Below are 16,934 nucleotides of genomic sequence, written 5' to 3' on the forward strand. Positions count from 1 at the left end.
GCGCCAGCCGAGCTCTTCCATTGCGGCGGTCACATCGGCTTCCATCGCGGACTGGATCGCGCCCAGCCCGCGATGTTGGCGGGCTCGCGCAGATCGCCGCTCGCGATGAGGTAGGCGGTCTTGGGTGCCGCGACCGGCCGTTCGACCGGCGCGGGCAGGGTGTAGCTGGTCATCGTGTCTCCTGGTGTTCGTGGTCTGTCTCGGCGCGCACGGCGCGTTGGTCGCCGGCGGTCAGATGCATGGGGCCGGATGCCTCGCGCCCGCGCAGCACGACGCGGTCGACGTCGAGCACGCCGCCGTCGAGCTGCAGCGTGAGCTCGTCGCCGTCGATCTCGACGCGGCCCCACGCCGCACCGGTCGTGAAGAGGTATCGGCCATCGGCGGCCGGATCGAACGAGAGGGTGCGCGCCGGGGCATCCCACTGCGCGCCGCTGAACGCGAGCAGCAGCGCCCATGAGGCGAGCGAGCGAGCGTAGTGATTGCCGCACTCGATCTCGTTCCACGGGTTTCGCATGCTGCCGTCGTAGCGGGCTCGCAGCGTCCGCTCGACGAGCAGTGCGTCGTCGACGAGTCCCGCGTACACGAGGCTCGCCGCGACCTGGTGCTCGATGCCGGTCCAGATCTCGTCGGAGTAGACGAAGGGAATCGCGGGCCGACCGCCTCGCGGCCAGGAGGCGAGCAGCAGTCCGCCCTCGTCGTTCAGGGCGTAGACCCGCTGCGTGCTCTCGTGTTCGGTGAGGTCGCTGCGGTGGTTGTGACGCACGATCGCGCGGAGCGCGCTGCGCACGTGGTCGGGCGGAAGGATCTCGCCCAGTCCGTTGACCGAGGCGTGGAACTGGCCGAGCAGTTGGTCGGAGAGCACGCCGTCGCCGTACTGGTAGCGGTGCCCGTCGACGTCGTCGATGAGTTGCCGGTAGTACTCGCCGTTCCAGAGCGCCGCCTCCATGCCCGCGGCGCATCGCTCGGCGCGTTCCCGCCAGTCGGCCGCGAGACCCGTTTCGCCGAGATGGGCCGCCATGCGCGCGCCGGCGTGCAGCGCGGCCAGGAACATGCCGTTGGCGAGCGGTTCGACGCCGTGGAACTCGATGTCGTAGGTGTTGTGCAGTTCGCCGTCGAGCAGGCCGTCGCCGTCGCGGTCCCACTCGCGGATCGCGTAGTCGAGGGTGCGCACCGCCGCAGGCCACAGCTCGCGAAGGAAGTCGTCGTCGCCCGAGAACCGCCACTCGCGGTGCAGGCGCAGGAAGGTGCCGAGCTGCCCGTCGACGGCCGGGCCCATGAACCAGGAGGGGCCGCCGAAGACGCGGTTCGACCGGAACTTCTGGGCGCCCGCGTCATCCGTCTCGAGCAGGAACTCGACCCGGCGCGCACTGCGCTCGAGCGACGGGAACAGCCATGCGGCCGTCTGCGCGTACGACCAGACGTGCGTGCAGGTGCCCTCGCACGAGCCGCCGTGGTCGAACGACCCCTCCCATGCGGCGAACACCGGCGCGTCGCCGAGCTCGGGGTTCGGGTGTTCGACCACGAAACAGGTCGTCGAACGGAGGGTCGCGATGTTCGCCCCGACGGCGTCGGCGATCACGGGGTCGAGCGTGCCGCCGTAGAGCGCATCGACGAATGCGCGCGTCGAGGCCTCGAGGGTCGGCAGTTCGCGGTGCAGATGGGATGCCGCGGCCCACGCGTCGGGCCAGAGCGACGCGTAACGGTTGCGCACCACGGCGGCGGGGTCGGCATCGCCGAAGACGATGTGCCCGTACCACCCGCGCCGACGGTTCGGGAAACTCCACGCGAGCACGAACTCGAAGTCGCGGGACTGCCCTGGCGCCAGCTCGTGCACGATGCCGAGCGTGCCGGTGCGGAGCCTCGGGAGCTTCTCGAAGAGCGCCTCCTCGGTCATCGGTGCGCCGTCGTCGGAGTCGGCGAAGAGGCCGCGCGGGCGATCCTCGAGCGTCAGCCGCGCCTCGGGTTCGAGCAGTCCGTCGGCGGTGAGATCGCTCCAGAAGAGCCGCGGGCCGTCGGGCCAGAACCCGGTCACCCATTGGGGCTTCGCGGTCGTCGAGGCATCCGTCGTCGTGAGGCTCATCGTGCCGTACCCGAAGTCGTCGTCGGGCAGCCCGATGCCGAAATCGAGCCCGCGCACGGCGCCGTCATCGCGCCAGCGCACCGTCTGCGCGGCACGCATGCCGAACGGCCCGTCACCGCGCCCCGCGGTGTGGGTGAGCGAGCCGGCGACCGTGACCCTGACGGGCACCTCTGCAGGGTTCGTGACGCGGTAGCGCAGCACGGCGGCGGGAATGCCCGAGGCGTCGGCGTCGAGCGGCACGAGCGGCGTGAAGGCCGTGAGCGACACCTCGACCGGCAGCACCTCGTCGTCGAAGTCGATGTCGACGACGGGGTACTCGCCGTGCATCGTTGCGCCGGCCAGACGCGGCAGCCCGGCGAGCCGGTCGAAGCCGTACCCGGCATCCCAGTCGTGGCGCCCGGTGAGCCGCCCCTCGAGCACCCGGGTCACCGCCGTGCCGCCCAGGGGTGCCGCGTGGATGGCGAAGAAGGTGTTGGGGTTCAGGCGCCCCTTGTCGGGCAGGTTCTCGAGCTCCCAATCGCGCAGCTCGCCGCGGGCACCGAGCGAGACGTTGCCGGTGCCGATGCCTCCGAGCGGGAACGCCGCGCGCTCCGCGGTGTGCGGGATTCCTCGTGCTCGGCGGGTCATCGCGCGTCCTCCTGGCGGTCGTTGTCGTGGTCGTCGGCACTGTCGTGGTCGTGGGCGCTCTCGCCCGCCTCGCGCTGCACCTGGGCGAGTTCGTGCACGAGCCCCGCGGTCGCTGCGTACAGTCGCAGGTAGCGCTCGAAGAGCACGTCGTAATCGGCGGCGACCTCCGGCCGCGGCCGGATCGTCGAGGCGACGGGGTTCCAGTCGGCGATGCTCGGCGGTGCGACATCGGCGGTCGCGGTCGCCGCGAGGAATGCCGCCCCGTAGCTCGCCCCGATCGTCGTCTGCGGCACCTCCTGCTCGAGCCCCGTGACATCCGAGACGATCTGCAGCCACAGCACCCCCTGCGTGCCGCCGCCGACGGCGACGATCCGACGGATGTCGGCGCCTGCGGCGCGCATGGTCTCGACGTTGTGCCGCACGCCGAGGGCGGTCGCCTCGAGGGCGGCGCGATAGAGGTCGCCGCGGGTGTGGCTGAGGGTGAGCCCGGCGACCACGCCGCGGGCGTCGGGGTCGAGGATCGGGGTTCGTTCCCCGGCGAAGTACGGCAGCATCACGAGGCCGCGGGCGCCGACGCCGGACTCGGCGGCCTCGGCGAGCAGGGTCGGGTAGTCGGCGGCGGTGAGTCCTTTCAGCCACGCCGTGAGTGCGCCCGAGGTCGCGAGCCCGCCGGCGAGGTTGCGGGTGCCCTCGAACGCCCCGACCGTGGTCCACATCGACGGGGTGCGCAGCGTCTCGTCGCCCGTTGCGATGAGGAACATCGTCGTGCCGTACATGAGCATGAGGTCGCCCGAGCCGTGGGCGCCCACGCTGACGGCTTCGCTCCACGCGTCGATCGTGCCGGCGATGACGGGAGTGCCGGCCGGGATGCCGCACACGGCCGAAGCTTCATCGGTGACGGCGCCGACGATGTCGCCCGCCCACACGAGTCGCGGCGCCTCGATGCCGCCGGCGAATCGCCCCCACCACGGCTCGTGCCACGCCTCGGCCTCGATGTCGTAGAGCGGCGAGACCTGGCTGGCCGACTGATGGTCGAGCACGTAGGCGCCGGTCAGCTTGCGTGCCAGCCACGACGCCGGCATGAAGAGGCGGCGGGCCCGGGCGAACGCCTCGGGCTCCTCGTCGGCGACCCAGCGGATCTTCGGCCCGCCCGCCTGCGAGGTGAGCGTCGAGCCGCCGACCCTCGTGATCTCGTCGATGCCGAGTTGCTGCGACATCCACTCGATCTGCGCTGCCGCCCTCGTGTCGACCCCGTACAGGATCGCCGGGCGCACCGGTTCATCGTCGTCGTCGGCGAGGAGCACGCAGGGCCCCATGCCGCTGACGCCGACGCCCGCCAGCTCGACCTCGACGCCGAGAGCGGATGCCTCGGCGAGCAGCCGCCGCGAGAGCTCGGCGAACTCGTGCCACCAGATGCGGCCGTCCATCTCGACCATGCCGGCCTGCGGGCGCTGCACCTCATGCGCCACCGACGCGGTCGCGAGGATGGCTCCGTCTGCCGCGACGAGCACGCCCTTGCTGCTCGAGGTGCCGATATCGACACCGAGCGTGCACCGCTTCGGCATGGCGTTCCTCCTCGATCGCAGCCAAGTCCCCTCGTGCCGAAACTCTAGGCGAAATCGATTTCATGATCAACCGCGCCTCGCACGACGTGCGAGAGCAGGGCCCCCAGGGTCAGGCGCCCGGGCGCCCTCGGGCCGGCTGCACCTCGCCGCGCAGCACGACCGTGCGAGCCTGCTGGTCGTCGCCCGAGAGACGCTCGAGCAGCATCTTCGCCGCGGTCACGCCCATGTGGCGCGCCGGCAGCTTCACGACCGTGACGGCGCTCGGCGACAGCGTGGTGAACGGCAGCGAGCCGACGACCGCGACCCCGAACGCCGGCGGGGTGAGTCCGCGTTCGGTCAGCACCTGGATCGCGCCGACCCCGAGCAGGTTGTTGGCCGCGACGACCGCATCGGGCGGTTCGGGAAGCGCGAGAAGCTCCTCCACCGACTCACGGCCGCCGTCGACGCGGAAGGTCGAGTACCGCAGCAGTTCATCGGCGTCCACGCCGGGGCACTCGCGCGCCATGACCGCACGCCAGCCCGATGCGCGCTCGGCGGCCGTCTCGATGTGCTGCGGGCCCGTGATGCAGGCGATGCGACGGTACCCGGCCTGCACGAGATGCTCGGTCGCGGCCTGCCCGGCCGTGCGGTTGGCCATGACCACGCCGTCGATGTCGTAACCCGTGCTCCGGTCGACCGCGACGACCGGCCGCCCCGCAGCTCGGATGTCGTCGAGATTGGTCTGATCGGATGCCGCGGCGAGGATCACTCCCGCCATGTGCTCGGAGATCGCGATCTGGAGGTAGGTCGCCTCCTTGTCGACCTGGGCGTCGGTGTTGCAGAGCACGACCGAGAAGCCGGCCTTCTGCGCGACGTCTTCGACGCCACGGGCGAGTTCGGTGAAGTACGGGTTCTCGATGTCGGGGATGACGAGTGCGATGACCTCGGACTCCTGCTTTCGCAGGGTGCGGGCGGTGCGATTGGGGGTGAACCTGAGCTGCTTCGCGGCATCGCGCACCGCGGCCGACTTCTCGTCGGAGACCGTCACCCCGTTGAAGACACGCGAGACCGTCGCCGGGGAGACCCCGGCGAGTTTCGCCACCTCGTAGATCGTCGCCATGCGCCCTGCCCCTGCGCCGGCCCGCGTTGACATGCCGGTGAGGCAACCTTACAGTGTTGAAATCGATTCCAGCAGCGCGACGTCCGCCGTGCCGACACGAGGAAGTGGCCGATCGTGAACGCCCCTCACCCCCAGAACCCCGACCTCTCGTCGATCTCGGCGCTGCGGCGCCTGCAGACGCGCTCGATCTCGCCCGAGAACTTCGACGGCGCGGTCGGCGGCGGCGGTCGCGCGACCGAGGGCACCGGGGCATCCAATGCCCGCGATCTCGGCCCGGGATGGAAGATCTCGCCGAGCGTCGACATCAAGGCCGGTGACACCCTCGACCTCGCGACGATCGACGGCCCGGGCAAGATCACCCACATCTGGATCACGACCCACACCGACCACTGGCGCACCCTCGTGCTGCGCGCCTACTGGGACAGCGCGGAGGAGCCCGCGGTCGAGGTGCCCTACGGCGACTTCTTCTGCAACGGCTGGGGCGTGTTCGCACAGGTGAACTCGCAGGCGATCGCCGCCAACCCGCACGGCGGATTCAACTCGTACTGGCCGATGCCGTTCACGACCGGCGCCAGGCTCACCATCGAGAACACCTCGGTCGTCGACGTGCGCGTCTACTACCAGGTGACGTACGAGACCGGCGGCGACTACTCTGGCGACGGCTACTTCCACGCGCAATGGCGTCGCTCGAACCCGCTCGAAGAGCTCGTGCCCCACACGATCCTCGAGGGCATCGAGGGCCAGGGGCACTACGTCGGCACCTACCTCGCGTGGGGCGTGAACTCCAATGGCTGGTGGGGCGAGGGCGAGATCAAGTTCTACCTCGACGACGACACCGACTACCCGACGATCTGCGGCACCGGCACCGAGGACTACTTCGGCGGCGCCTGGAACTTCGACATTCCCGGCCAGGGCTACACCGAGTTCTCGACCCCGTATCTCGGCATGCCGCAGGTGATCCGCCCCGACGGCCTCTACGTCAGCCAGCAGCGCTTCGGCATGTACCGCTGGCACCTGCTCGACCCGATCTTCTTCGCGACCGGCATTCCGAAGGTCGACATCCAGGCGCTCGGCTGGCGCAGCGGATGGCGCTACCTCCCGCTGCGCGACGACATCGCCTCGACCGCGCTGTTCTACCTCGACCGGCCGACGGCCAGGCGCCCGAAGCCACCGGCGGCCGACGACTTGGAGGTGCACCTGGGGTCGGCACCGGTGCCCGACATCGGCGCCACGCCTCCGCGCGCGCCGGCGGAGTGACGCGGGACGTCTGCTACGAGTTCCCGCCGTCGGCGCTCCACGCCCGCCAGAGGTCGGCGTAGCTGCCACCGCGAGCGAGCAACTCATCGTGGGTGCCGAGTTCGGCCAGCTCCCCGGCATCGATCACCGCGATCCGGTCCGCGTCGTATGCGGTGGCCAACCGGTGCGCGATGGCGATCACCGTGCGCCCGTCCATGACGGCCGCGAATGCGGCCTCGAGATCGCGGGCGGCCGTCGGATCGATGGCCGACGTCGCCTCATCGAGGATCACGGTGTGCGGATCGGCCAGCACGACGCGGGCGAGGGCGAGCTGCTGCTCCTGGGCGCCGGTCAACGGGTGTCCAGCCGATCCGACCGTCGTGCCCCACCCATCGGGCAGTCGATCCACCCAGTCGGCTGCGCCAGTGGCCTGCAGGGCCCGCAGCACCTCATCGTCGCTCGCGCTCGACCGAGCGAGCCGCACGTTGTCGAAGACGCTTGCCGCGAAGATGTGGCTCTCCTGCGTCACGAGCAGCACTTCGCGGCGGCGGCGTTCGAGCGGAACCTCGCGCACGTCGACCCCGCCGATCGTCGCGCGACCCGCGGTCGGATCGTCGATTCCGGCGAGGAGCCGTGCGAGGGTCGACTTGCCGGCACCGGATGCGCCGACGATGGCGAGCCGCTCGCCGGGCACGATGCGCAGGGAGACGCCATGCAGCACCTCGTGACCGGTGCGGTAGGCGAAGCGCACGTCGCGTAGCTCGACATCGGTCGACGATGGCACCGCCTCGCCGCCCGGCCGCTCGCGTACCTCACCGACGCCGAGAATGCGAGCGAACGAGACGAGGCCCTTCTGCAGCTCGTCGGTCCACCCGATCAAGGCTTCGAGCGGGGCGACCAGCGCCGACGCGTAGAGCGTGACGGTGACCACGGTGCCGATGGAGACGTGACCTTGGATCGCGAGCCAGCCACCCCACGCGAGCGAGCTGAACACCGGTATCGCGAACGCGAGGTTCGACCACGGCAGCACCACCATGCGCAACTGGATCCGCCCGACTGCCGTAAGCCAATGGCGAGCGAGCACGTCGTCGATCGACCGGTTGCGAACCTCGGCGAGGCTCAGTGCCTCAACCGTGCGGGCGCCGTTCGCCGTCTCGGTGAGCGACGCGAAGAGCGGTCCGTAGCTGGCACCGAGACGCTCGTAGACGCCGACCGCGCGCTTCATGTACCACCGCATGACCACGATGAGCACGGGCACCGCCAGGAGGTAGGCCGGGGCGATGAGCGGCGACGTCAGCACAGCGGCCACGAGCGTGAGGATCACCGTCACCCCGGCGATGAGCGACTCGGGCAATGCCCGTCGCACCGTCTCGGAGACGGAGCTGATGTCCTGGGTCGTGCGCGTGACGAGTTCCCCGGTGCCCACCGATTCGACGAGCCCCATCGGCACGCGGAGCACATCGGACATGAACTGATCGCGCAGATGGGTGAACACGTCTTCGCCGAGCACCAGAGCCGCACGAATGGCCGTCATGACGAGCACGGCCTGCACCAGTACGCACGCCAGCATCGCCGCTCCGTACGCGGACGCCTCGGCCGGTCCGGCCCCCGCAGTGAGCCGGTCGATGAGCGCACCGACGAGACGTGGCGGGGCAAGTCCGGCGAGCGCGGATGCGCCGAACAGTGCGATGACGACGACGAATCCGACCCGATGCGTGCGCCAGATCGACCGGAGTTCGTTGCGAACCCGGTCGCGCCCGGCGCCCGGAAGTACCGTCTCGGTCATGACGTCTCCTCCGCCCGCAGCACGATGCCGCGGTAGTCGGCCTCGAGCTGCAGCAGCTCCTCGTGCGCCCCGTCGGCGACGAGCCTTCCGGCCCCGTCGATCAACGCCACTCGATCGCTCACGCCGAGCACGAGCGGGCTGGTACTGACGATCATCGTCGTGCGCCCGCGCCGATAGTCCCGCAAGCCCGCCGCGATGCGCTCCTCGGTCGACGCGTCGACCGAGGACGTCGGCTCGTGCAGCACGAGCAACTGCGGTTCGCAGAGCAGGCTCCGCGCGGCTCCCAGACGTTGCCGCTGCCCACCGGAGAACTCGACTCCGCGCTCGCCGACCACCGCGTCGAGCCGGCCGTCGACCGACTCGACGATGTCGATCGCGTCCACAGCGGCGACGGCACGCAGGATGATCTCGTCGTCGCGACGGCCCCGGGGATCGAGCAGTTCCCGCAGCGTGCCGCTGAACAGGAACGGCACCGGGTCCGAGACCACGATCCGGTCGCGAACCACATCGATGGGGATCTCTGCGATGTTCACCCCCTGCAGGCGCACGACGGCTTCGGGGTCGTCGGGCGCCAGGCGCCCGATCCGATCGACGAGCGCGCGCGCCTGAACGGAGTCTCCGACGGCGACGCCGAGCAACTCCCCCGCCCGTACGCGCAGACGGCTGCGCTCGTCGAACAGTTGTTCCCAGTCGAGTGCCGGATCCGCCCCGCCACCGTGGTGCTCTGCCGTCTGGGCGGCCTTCAGCGCTTCCGCGACGCCGGGCGCCCGGCCGTCGACCTCCCGTGGCCACAGCGGAGCCACCTCGAGCAGCCTCGTGATCTGCCGTGCCGCGATGAGCGCCCGCACCGCGACGGTCACCGCCTGGTTGAGCAGTGTGACGGGCAGCACCATGAAGCCGGCATAGCCGTAGAAGGACACCAGCTCACCGACGGTCAGTTCGCCCTGGGTGACGAGGAGGGCGCCGATCCAGGTCAGCCCGACCACGAGCGTGCCGGCGATCAGCACCTTGAGCGACTCAGCGATCGACATCGGCCTCGCGACCTTCTTGCCGGCATCGCGCGCCGCCGCCGACCGCTCCCGGAACCGGGCGAGGAACCATTCCTCGCCGCCGATGCCGCGAAGCACCCGCAGCCCGCGCGCGCTGTCCGTGGCGACGGTGTTCATTTCCGACGTCGCATCGCGCGCTTGCGTCTGGCGAGTGCGCAATGATCGCACGAGCAGGAACAGGAGCGCCGAGAAGGCCGGCACCCCCACGATGACGAGCCCGCCCAGCAGCAGTGAGTCACGCAGGAGAATCACGGCGACGGTTGCAAAGGAGATCAGCGCCGACACCAGCGATCCCACGTTGATCGCAACGAAGCTCAGCGCCCAGACATCGGAGGACGCCATGGTGACGACCGCACCGGGGTGCAGATCTCGCTCAGCGGCGACCGTGACGCGAGACGAGGCGCGAGCGATGATCTGGTCGACTCGCGACCATGATCGCTCGAAGTTGACCGATCCGGCGCGATCTCGCAAGCCCTGGATCAGGGAGTGTTGCAACTGCAGCAGCACCACGATGCCGAGCCACCGAAGGAACGCCCCGTAGTCGCCCGCCACCAGGCCCTCGTCGACCGCGCGACCGATCGCCCACGGCGTGAGTGCGAGACCCAGCAACCAGATGACATCGCAGACGGTGCCCTGTACGACCGTGGTCCACTGCCGGGCGACGAGCCACCGAAGCAATCCCCACGGGGTCACGCCGCGAGGGGGCGCGGCGAACGGCTCGGGGATGGCGCGCATCGGCAGGATCCCTCGAACCGCGCTACTTCAGGCCGGCCAGCTTGATGTTGCCGATGATCTGCCGCTGGAAGATCAGGAACAGGATGATCACCGGCGCAGCGGCGAGCACCGAGCCCGCCATCAGCAGGCCGAGTTCGGTCGAGCGTTCCGAGCGGAAGGTGGCGAGGTACTGCTGCACGACGTACTTGTCGGGGCTCGTGATCGTGAGGATCGGCCACACGTAGGAGTTCCAGTACAAGAGGAACGCGGTGATGCCCATCACGACGAACGGCGGCTTCGAGAGCGGGAGGAAGAGTCGGATGAAGATGGTGAATCGGTTGCAGCCGTCGAGCATCGCAGCCTCTTCGAGACTCGACGGGATGCTCAGGTAGAACTGGCGGATGAAGAACACCATGGCTGCACTCGCGGCACCCGGGAGAACCAGCACCGCGAGTGTGTCGAGCATCTGCAGGTTCGACACGACGATGAAACTCGTCAGCAGAATCGTCATGGCGGGGATGAACAGCGTGGTGATCACGATGACCCAGAGTGTCCGCTTGAACCGGAAGTCGAGGCGGGCGAATGCGTACGCGGCGAGCGAGTTCACGGTGAGGCTCAGCAGCGTGAACAGCACTGCGCCGAAGAAGGTCCACGCCATCGTGCGAAGGAAGCTGGGGTCGGCGAGGATCTGGACGTAGTTCTCCCATTTCCACACTTCGGGAAAGAACTGGAAGGGTGTCTTGATCACCTCGGTCTTCGACTTGAAACCGGCGATGAGCATCCAGGCCAGAGGAAAGAGCGCCGCGAGAATGTAGATCGTTCCGGCCACGCCCTTTCCGGTGGCGAAGAACCACCATCGGGCATCGCGCGTGGTGCGTCGGTGGGTGTCGAGTTCTGTGGTTCGGGCCACGTCAGTCCACGAGCCTTTCGGAATTGACGAAACGGAAGATGATCGCTGAGACGCTGCCGAGGACCGCGAACAGGAGCAGTGCGGCGGCGATCGAGTAGCCGACGTTGATGTCGTTGCGGAAGTGGGTGAAGATGAACAGGTTCGGCAGCATCGTGGCGTTGACCGGGCCACCGTTGGTCATGATGAGCGGCAGGTCGAGCTGCTGGATCGCAACGACGAATCCGGTGACCAGAAGGTAGAGCAGCACGTTCTTCATCTGCGGCAACGTGATGTACACCGTCTTCTGCCGCCAGTTCGCGCCTTCCATCGATGCTGCCTCGTAGTACTCGATCGGCACATCGATCATCGCCGCGACCATGATGAGCGACGTCAGTCCCATGCCGAGCCAGATCGCCGGCACCGCGATCGCGACGAGGGCCCAGGCCGGGTCGCCGATCCAGGCGGTCGGGGCGACGCCGAACTGGGCGAGGAACCAGTTGAGCAGCCCGCCCGAGTAGTCGTAGATCAGCACGAAGATGATCGAGGTGATCACCGTCGAGACGATGGTCGGCACATAGATGCTGACCTTCAGTACGCCGGCGAACCGGCGCGCGACGCTCACGACGAGGGACGCGAAGAAGAAGGCGAGCACGAGCATCGGCGGCACCGTGAGCAGCACGAAGATGAAGCCCCGAACGATCGCGTCGAGGAAGAGCGGGTCGGCCAGTACGTCGGCGTAGTTCTTCAGCCCGACGAACACAGGGGGCTTGTAGAAGCTCCAGTCCTGGAATGAGAGGAACGTGGCATAGATCGCCGGCCAGATGACGAAGATGCCGAGCAGCACCATCGCGGGCAGGATCAGCACGTACGCCAGCTTGCTGTCCCGGTAGCGATGGCGATCGTGCCGCCGACGTTGCTCCCGCTTGTCATCGGCATTGCTCGCGCCGCGTGCGTCGATGACGACGCTGTCGTGCACCGCCTGATGGACCATGATTCGTCCTGTCATTCCATTCGGGCTCGATCGGTCGGAGGCCGATGCGACAGGCCTCCGACCGATCGAATGCGTGTCAGTTCTTCGGCGCCTTGCTGGGCAGGTCGTTCTTCTCGATGACCTGCTGGATGGCGTCGGATGCGGTCTTCAACGCGTCGTCGACGGATGCCGCACCCTTCATGCCCGCCTCGATCGCGGTGCCGACCGCGAGTGAGACATCCCACGGGTAGGTCGGCTCGGAGATCGCGTCGGGTGCGATCTCGTCGACGATGATGCTCGACCAGGGGGCATCCGCCGCACCCTCGCTGCCGGCCACGGCCTCCTGCACCGAATCACGCACGGGCACCTTGGTGAACTGCGTGTCGACGAAGAACGGAACGAGGAGCTCGGGGTCGCCTGCAAGAGCCCACTCGAGGAACGCGCCGGCTGCTTCGGCGTTCTTCGTCTTCGCATCGATGACCCACTTGAAGTTGCCGAGGGTCGTGGTGGTGCGGTCGTCGGACCCGGCAGCAGACGGGAATGCGCCGATGCCGGTCTTCGGCAGCAGGTCGGGGTAATCGGAGCCGATCTCCGACATCATCCACGAGCCCGACACCTTGAACGCGGCCTTCTGCTCGCCGAAGTCCTTGCCTTCGACGTAGGCGGCGAGCGGCTGCTTGGGCATGTACCCGTTGTCCCAGAGCTGCTTGTAGTTGTCGATCAGAGACCGGTAGCCGTCGTCGTCGATGTTCGGTTCGGTCCAGTCATCGGTGAGCGCTGTGTGCCCGGCGAAGTTGTACTGCTGGCCGACCGACGACCACGCGAAGGTGATCGCGTCCTGCGCGGGCGAAATGCAGTACTGGCCGCTCTGCAGCGTCGGCTGGATCTTGGCGCACGCGGCGAGCAGGTCGTCCCAGGTCGCCGGCGCCTGTTCCGCGTCGACCCCGGCTGCCGCCAGCATGTCCTTGTTCCAGAACAGCACGGTCTGCGGCTCGAGCAGCAGCGGGTAGGCGTAGTACTTGCCGCCGAGTTCGGAGACGGGCTTGGCCGCATCGATGATCTCGTCGAGTTTGCTCTCGTCGACCACCTTGTTGAGCTCGTAGAGCTGGCCGGCGTTGACCGCTTCCTGGATGCTTCCGGGATGGGTGTAGATGTCGGGCGCCTTGCCGGCGGCCTGCGCTGACTTCATCTTCTGGTCCCACGCGTCGGCCGGTACTTCGGTGTCGACGACCTTGACCTCGTCTTGCGCGGCGTTGAACTGCTTCACGATGTCGGCGTACCACTCGTTCTCGACCGGCGTGAAGGTACGGTGCCAGAACTGGATCGTGGTCGTGCCGCCGGCATCATCCCCGCCACTTGCCGGTGTACACCCGGCCAACATGGCTGCGACAGCTGCGGCCGCGATACCGGCGGTGGCGAGCCTGGAGATTCTCTTGTGCATTCGTCCCTCCTCAAGGAACCCGACTCTTCGGTGAGTCGTTGCTGTGGCCGGTCAGGAAGCCCGGTCCGTTCGATCAGACCTGCGTGCCGCTCCTGCGAATCGCCGCTGATCCCGTCTCGGCGTCAGCGTACGCGAAATCGATTTCATGCGCAATGGCCCTCTCGTGCGGCACGAGCGCGCTCGGCACCCGATCAGTCCGCGCGTTCCAGGTCCACCGAGAACCAGTACACGTTGTAGGGCCCCCAGAGCGAGAGCGTGAAGTAGATGCGCCGCCCGTCGTCGGAGACGTACCGCGGATTCAGGTACGGCGAGTACAGACCCGGATACTCCGCCGCCGAGACCATCTCGATCGGCTCGCCCCACGGCCCCCACGGCGTGATGCCCTCGCGGATGTAGGCGTTGCCGGCGTCCGAGTAGGTCATGATCCAGCGATCGAGGTAGCCCGACCACATGACCGAGAGCTCGCCGATCGTGCCGTCGACGACCGTCGTCGCGGCGGCCATGTCGTCGCTCCACACGGGGTCGCCGTCACCGTCGACGCCCGCGAAGTACGTGTACGCCGCAGCATCCTCGACCGCCTCGACGGTGGCCGGCACGCGCATGAGCTGCACGGCCCCGAAACGCCCGGCGGGAATGGACCAGAAGTAGATGTGCTCGACGCCGTCTTCTTCAGCGGTCACGGCCGCGACCTGCACGAAGTTCGAGTCGCCCGGCCATCGCGGCGCGTCGAGGGCAGTCCAGCTCTCGCCCTCGTCGGTCGACTTCGCGAGACCCGCGAAGTTCGCGTCCCACGCACCGGGTTCGCCCCAGAACTTCACCGACATGTACGAGAGGTACAGCGTGTCCTCCACGGTGAATCCGTGGGTCGGGATCTTCGTCACCTCACCCGTGCCGTCGTTCACGTCATGGTCGCCCTCGACGAGCGCGCTCGCCCACCCGAAGTCGTCTGCGGGGGCCCAGCCGTCGAATGTCAGCCCGTCGCTCGGGTCGTCGTCGGTCGTCCACGCGGCGACGTTCGACCGCCAATTGCCGCCCTGCCCTCCGTAGGAGTCGGGGGCGCGGTCGCCGAAGGTGTCACCGAAGAGCAGGAAGGTCTTGTCGCCGAAGTTGACCATCGAGCCCAGGTCGGTGCCCGCAACGGCGGCCGCCTCGGTGTCGTTGATCGCGTCGGGCCCGGTGAGCTTCGCGATCTCGGTCAGACGGCTCACTCCGTCGAGCACGAACGGCTGGTCGGGGTCGGCATCGATGCTCACCGGCCCGCCGCCCCCGCCGCTCTGAGCGCCCTGGGCGCAGGCACCCAGCACGAGCATGACGGATGCCCCGAGCGCGAGACTCCACGGAACACGACTGTTGCAGCCATTGCGCATGATCCTCCTCGATCGTCACCGACACGATACGTTGCCAGGCCTGATTCTGAAACCGATTTCAGCATTCGGCGCCGCTCACGCATTCATTAGCGTGGCTAATTTGTTAGACTAAGCAATATGACGGATGGTGCGCGCTCTGCCTCGATCGAACGAACGACCCAGCCCGCGAGCACGAGCGCACCCGCTGCGCGTCGCCGCCCCCTCGCCGAGCAGAGCAACGAGCTGCGCGTCGCGGTCATGCGCCTCGCCCGACGCCTGAGGCAGGAGCGCACCGAGACCGAGCTCAGCGGCTCGCAGTTCTCGACCCTCGTGTGGATCGCGGCCGAGGGCCCCCTCACGATCGGCCGGCTCGCCGAGCTCGAGCGGGTCACCGCCCCCTCGATGAACCGCACCGTCAATTGCCTCGTCGACGCCGGATTCGCCACTCGCGGCCCCTCCCCCGACGACGGGCGCAAGGTGCTCGTCGCGGCCACCGAGACCGGCGAGACCGTCGTGCGCGACACGCGCCGCCGCCGCGACGCCTGGCTCGCCAAGCGGTTCGCCGTACTCACCCCCGCCGAACGCGAGACGCTCGCCGAGGCCACGACCATCCTCAGGAGGCTCACCGACCAGTGAGTGCCGTATTCCGCTCCCTCGCCGTACGCAACTACCGCATCTGGTTCATCGGCGCCCTCGTCTCGAACGTCGGCGCGTGGATGCAGGCAACCGCCCTGAACTGGGTCGTGCTCACCGAACTCACCGACAACGATGCGCTCTCGGTCGGCGTCACCATGGCCCTGCAGTTCGCGCCGCAGCTGCTGCTCGTGCCCATCACGGGCCTCATCGCCGACCGCTTCGACCGTCGCAAGATCCTGTTCGTGACGCAGTCATCGCTCATGCTGCTCGGATTCGCGCTCGGCCTCCTGCTCCTGCTCGGCCACGCCGAACTGTGGCACATGTACGTGTTCGCCCTGCTGTTCGGCATCGTCAACGCCGTCGACACCCCCGCGCGCCAGACCTTCGTCTCCGATCTCGTGGCGACGTCGCACATGTCGAACGCGGTGGCGCTGAACTCGGCGTCATTCAACGCCGCGCGCATGCTCGGACCGGCCGTCGCCGGGCTCCTCATCGTGCTGGTCGGGTCGGGCTGGGTATTCATGATCAACGCCGCCAGCTTCCTCGCGGTGCTTGGGGCGCTGGCGATGCTGAACAGCAGACAACTGCACCGCATCCCGCGGCCGGCGCGTTCCGGCGGGCAATTCATCGCGGGCTTCCGTTACGTCGCGAAGCGACCCGACCTGGTCGTCGTGTTCGTGATCGTCTTCCTCATCGGCGCGTTCGGCATGAACTTCTCGATCTTCTCGTCGACGATGGCCGTCGAGTTCGGACGCGGCGCCGGCGAGTACGGATTGCTCAACTCGATCCTCGCCATCGGTTCGCTGACGGGCGCGCTCCTGGCGGCGCGGCGCGAGCGAGCGCGAATCCGCATCATCATCATCGCGTCGGGCTTCTTCGGCGTCGCGCTGCTCGTCTCGGCGGTCATGCCCACCTTCTGGACCTTCGCCGCCTCGACCGTCCTGATCGGCTTCGGCGCGGTCTCCATCCTCACGACGGCGAACGGCTACGTGCAGACCACGACCGAGCCCGAGCTCCGCGGACGCGTGATGGCGCTGTACATGGCGATCCTCGTGGGCGGCACTCCGTTCGGCGCACCCATCGTGGGCGCGGTCGCCGATGCCTGGGGTCCGCGCTGGGCGCTCGTCGTCGGCGGCGTCGCCGCAGCCGTCGCCGCGCTCGTCGGCCTCGGCTGGCTCGTGTTCTCGCGGGGAATGCGGTTCGCCCGGCATCCCGAGTACGCCTGGCGCCCGGTCGTGCGATTCGCGGATGCCCCGACCGCGGCGATCGCGGCCATCACCACCGAGGCGGTGCCGACCCTGCGGATCGACCAGCTCGAGGACGAGATCGAGCGAGAACTCGGGCGAGGGCGCGCGACCGCGCCGTCGGCGCCACGCGACCGGCCCGAGCCGGCCGACTTCTCTGAGGAGATGGCGCTCACCTCGCCGATCCCGCTGCCGCGCGCGCGCCGCTGACTCCCGAGCGCGAGCCCGAGCGCGAGCTCAGCGCGAGCGGCG

13 protein-coding genes are annotated in these 16,934 nt (G+C 68.6%); 3 read left to right on the forward strand and 10 right to left on the reverse strand.

Annotated features, from left to right (window positions below; all coding sequences use genetic code 11):
- Positions 1-29 precede the first annotated feature (29 nt).
- The 4 genes from FHG54_RS16570 to FHG54_RS00785 all read right to left on the reverse strand — a co-directional run bounded on the left by FHG54_RS16570 (position 30) and on the right by FHG54_RS00785 (position 5,404).
- Entirely contained in the window at positions 30-173 is a 144-nt protein-coding gene (locus FHG54_RS16570) for a hypothetical protein (protein WP_233437822.1), read from the reverse strand.
- Positions 170-2,707, reverse strand: a complete 2,538-nt coding sequence (locus FHG54_RS00775; RefSeq protein WP_139415456.1) for a GH116 family glycosyl hydrolase — start codon at positions 2,705-2,707, stop codon at positions 170-172. The genes FHG54_RS16570 and FHG54_RS00775 overlap by 4 nt, the downstream gene beginning before the upstream one ends.
- The gene (locus FHG54_RS00780) at positions 2,704-4,272 is read right to left on the reverse strand and encodes an FGGY-family carbohydrate kinase (RefSeq protein ID WP_139415457.1); all 1,569 of its coding nucleotides are present in this window, start codon (positions 4,270-4,272) and stop codon (positions 2,704-2,706) included. Before FHG54_RS00780 ends, FHG54_RS00775 begins: the two co-directional genes overlap by 4 nt.
- Before the next feature lie 109 nt (positions 4,273-4,381).
- On the reverse strand, positions 4,382-5,404 hold the full coding sequence (locus FHG54_RS00785) for a LacI family DNA-binding transcriptional regulator (RefSeq protein WP_232333585.1): 1,023 nt from the start codon (positions 5,402-5,404) through the stop codon (positions 4,382-4,384).
- 81 nt (positions 5,405-5,485) lie between these two features.
- Between FHG54_RS00785 and FHG54_RS00790 the strand changes: the two genes are divergently transcribed.
- Positions 5,486-6,628, forward strand: coding sequence for a glycoside hydrolase family 172 protein (locus tag FHG54_RS00790; RefSeq protein ID WP_210415452.1), 1,143 nt, complete (start codon positions 5,486-5,488; stop codon positions 6,626-6,628).
- A gap of 13 nt (positions 6,629-6,641) precedes the next feature.
- Here the strand turns inward: FHG54_RS00790 and FHG54_RS00795 are convergent, their stop codons facing one another.
- The 6 genes from FHG54_RS00795 to FHG54_RS00820 form a co-directional block, all read right to left on the reverse strand.
- Positions 6,642-8,393: an ABC transporter ATP-binding protein gene (locus FHG54_RS00795; RefSeq protein WP_139415458.1), complete on the reverse strand. Its 1,752-nt coding sequence runs from the start codon at positions 8,391-8,393 to the stop codon at positions 6,642-6,644.
- The gene (locus FHG54_RS00800) at positions 8,390-10,177 is read right to left on the reverse strand and encodes an ABC transporter ATP-binding protein (RefSeq protein WP_139415459.1); all 1,788 of its coding nucleotides are present in this window, start codon (positions 10,175-10,177) and stop codon (positions 8,390-8,392) included. The genes FHG54_RS00795 and FHG54_RS00800 overlap by 4 nt, the downstream gene beginning before the upstream one ends.
- Before the next feature lie 22 nt (positions 10,178-10,199).
- Positions 10,200-11,066, reverse strand: coding sequence for a carbohydrate ABC transporter permease (locus FHG54_RS00805; RefSeq protein ID WP_139415460.1), 867 nt, complete (start codon positions 11,064-11,066; stop codon positions 10,200-10,202).
- A gap of 1 nt (position 11,067) precedes the next feature.
- Positions 11,068-12,051 carry a carbohydrate ABC transporter permease gene (locus FHG54_RS00810; RefSeq protein WP_233437823.1) on the reverse strand — a complete coding sequence of 328 codons (984 nt, stop codon included), beginning with the start codon at positions 12,049-12,051 and terminating at the stop codon, positions 11,068-11,070.
- A 61-nt stretch (positions 12,052-12,112) separates the two neighbouring features.
- A complete protein-coding gene (locus FHG54_RS00815; RefSeq protein ID WP_139415461.1) occupies positions 12,113-13,456 on the reverse strand; it encodes an ABC transporter substrate-binding protein in 1,344 nt (447 codons plus the stop codon).
- Positions 13,457-13,647: 191 nt separating this feature from the next.
- Positions 13,648-14,823: a DUF4185 domain-containing protein gene (locus FHG54_RS00820; protein ID WP_139415462.1), complete on the reverse strand. Its 1,176-nt coding sequence runs from the start codon at positions 14,821-14,823 to the stop codon at positions 13,648-13,650.
- A 117-nt stretch (positions 14,824-14,940) separates the two neighbouring features.
- Here FHG54_RS00820 and FHG54_RS00825 point away from each other — a divergent pair, with 117 nt between their 5' ends.
- Together FHG54_RS00825 and FHG54_RS00830 are read left to right on the forward strand one after the other, a co-directional pair.
- Complete coding sequence (locus tag FHG54_RS00825) at positions 14,941-15,438, forward strand: MarR family winged helix-turn-helix transcriptional regulator (protein ID WP_139415463.1); 498 nt, start codon at positions 14,941-14,943, stop codon at positions 15,436-15,438.
- Complete coding sequence (locus FHG54_RS00830; protein WP_139415464.1) at positions 15,435-16,892, forward strand: MFS transporter; 1,458 nt, start codon at positions 15,435-15,437, stop codon at positions 16,890-16,892. The genes FHG54_RS00825 and FHG54_RS00830 overlap by 4 nt, the downstream gene beginning before the upstream one ends.
- The last annotated feature ends 42 nt before the right edge of the window (positions 16,893-16,934 follow it).

The organism is Agromyces laixinhei, from assembly GCF_006337065.1.
Taxonomy (GTDB): Bacteria; Actinomycetota; Actinomycetes; order Actinomycetales; family Microbacteriaceae; genus Agromyces; species Agromyces laixinhei.

Excerpts from the sequence above, each read along its gene's own strand:
- FHG54_RS16570 (WP_233437822.1), bottom strand. The coding sequence starts at position 173 with ATGACCAGCTACACCCTGCCCGCGCCGGTCGAACGGCCGGTCGCGGCA.
- FHG54_RS00820 (WP_139415462.1), bottom strand. The coding sequence starts at position 14,823 with ATGCGCAATGGCTGCAACAGTCGTGTTCCGTGGAGTCTCGCGCTCGGG.
- FHG54_RS00800 (WP_139415459.1), bottom strand. The coding sequence starts at position 10,177 with ATGCGCGCCATCCCCGAGCCGTTCGCCGCGCCCCCTCGCGGCGTGACC.
- FHG54_RS00780 (WP_139415457.1), bottom strand. The coding sequence starts at position 4,272 with ATGCCGAAGCGGTGCACGCTCGGTGTCGATATCGGCACCTCGAGCAGC.
- FHG54_RS00775 (WP_139415456.1), bottom strand. The coding sequence starts at position 2,707 with ATGACCCGCCGAGCACGAGGAATCCCGCACACCGCGGAGCGCGCGGCG.
- FHG54_RS00815 (WP_139415461.1), bottom strand. The coding sequence starts at position 13,456 with ATGCACAAGAGAATCTCCAGGCTCGCCACCGCCGGTATCGCGGCCGCA.
- FHG54_RS00825 (WP_139415463.1), top strand. The coding sequence starts at position 14,941 with ATGACGGATGGTGCGCGCTCTGCCTCGATCGAACGAACGACCCAGCCC.
- FHG54_RS00795 (WP_139415458.1), bottom strand. The coding sequence starts at position 8,393 with ATGACCGAGACGGTACTTCCGGGCGCCGGGCGCGACCGGGTTCGCAAC.
- FHG54_RS00810 (WP_233437823.1), bottom strand. The coding sequence starts at position 12,051 with ATGACAGGACGAATCATGGTCCATCAGGCGGTGCACGACAGCGTCGTC.
- FHG54_RS00785 (WP_232333585.1), bottom strand. The coding sequence starts at position 5,404 with ATGTCAACGCGGGCCGGCGCAGGGGCAGGGCGCATGGCGACGATCTAC.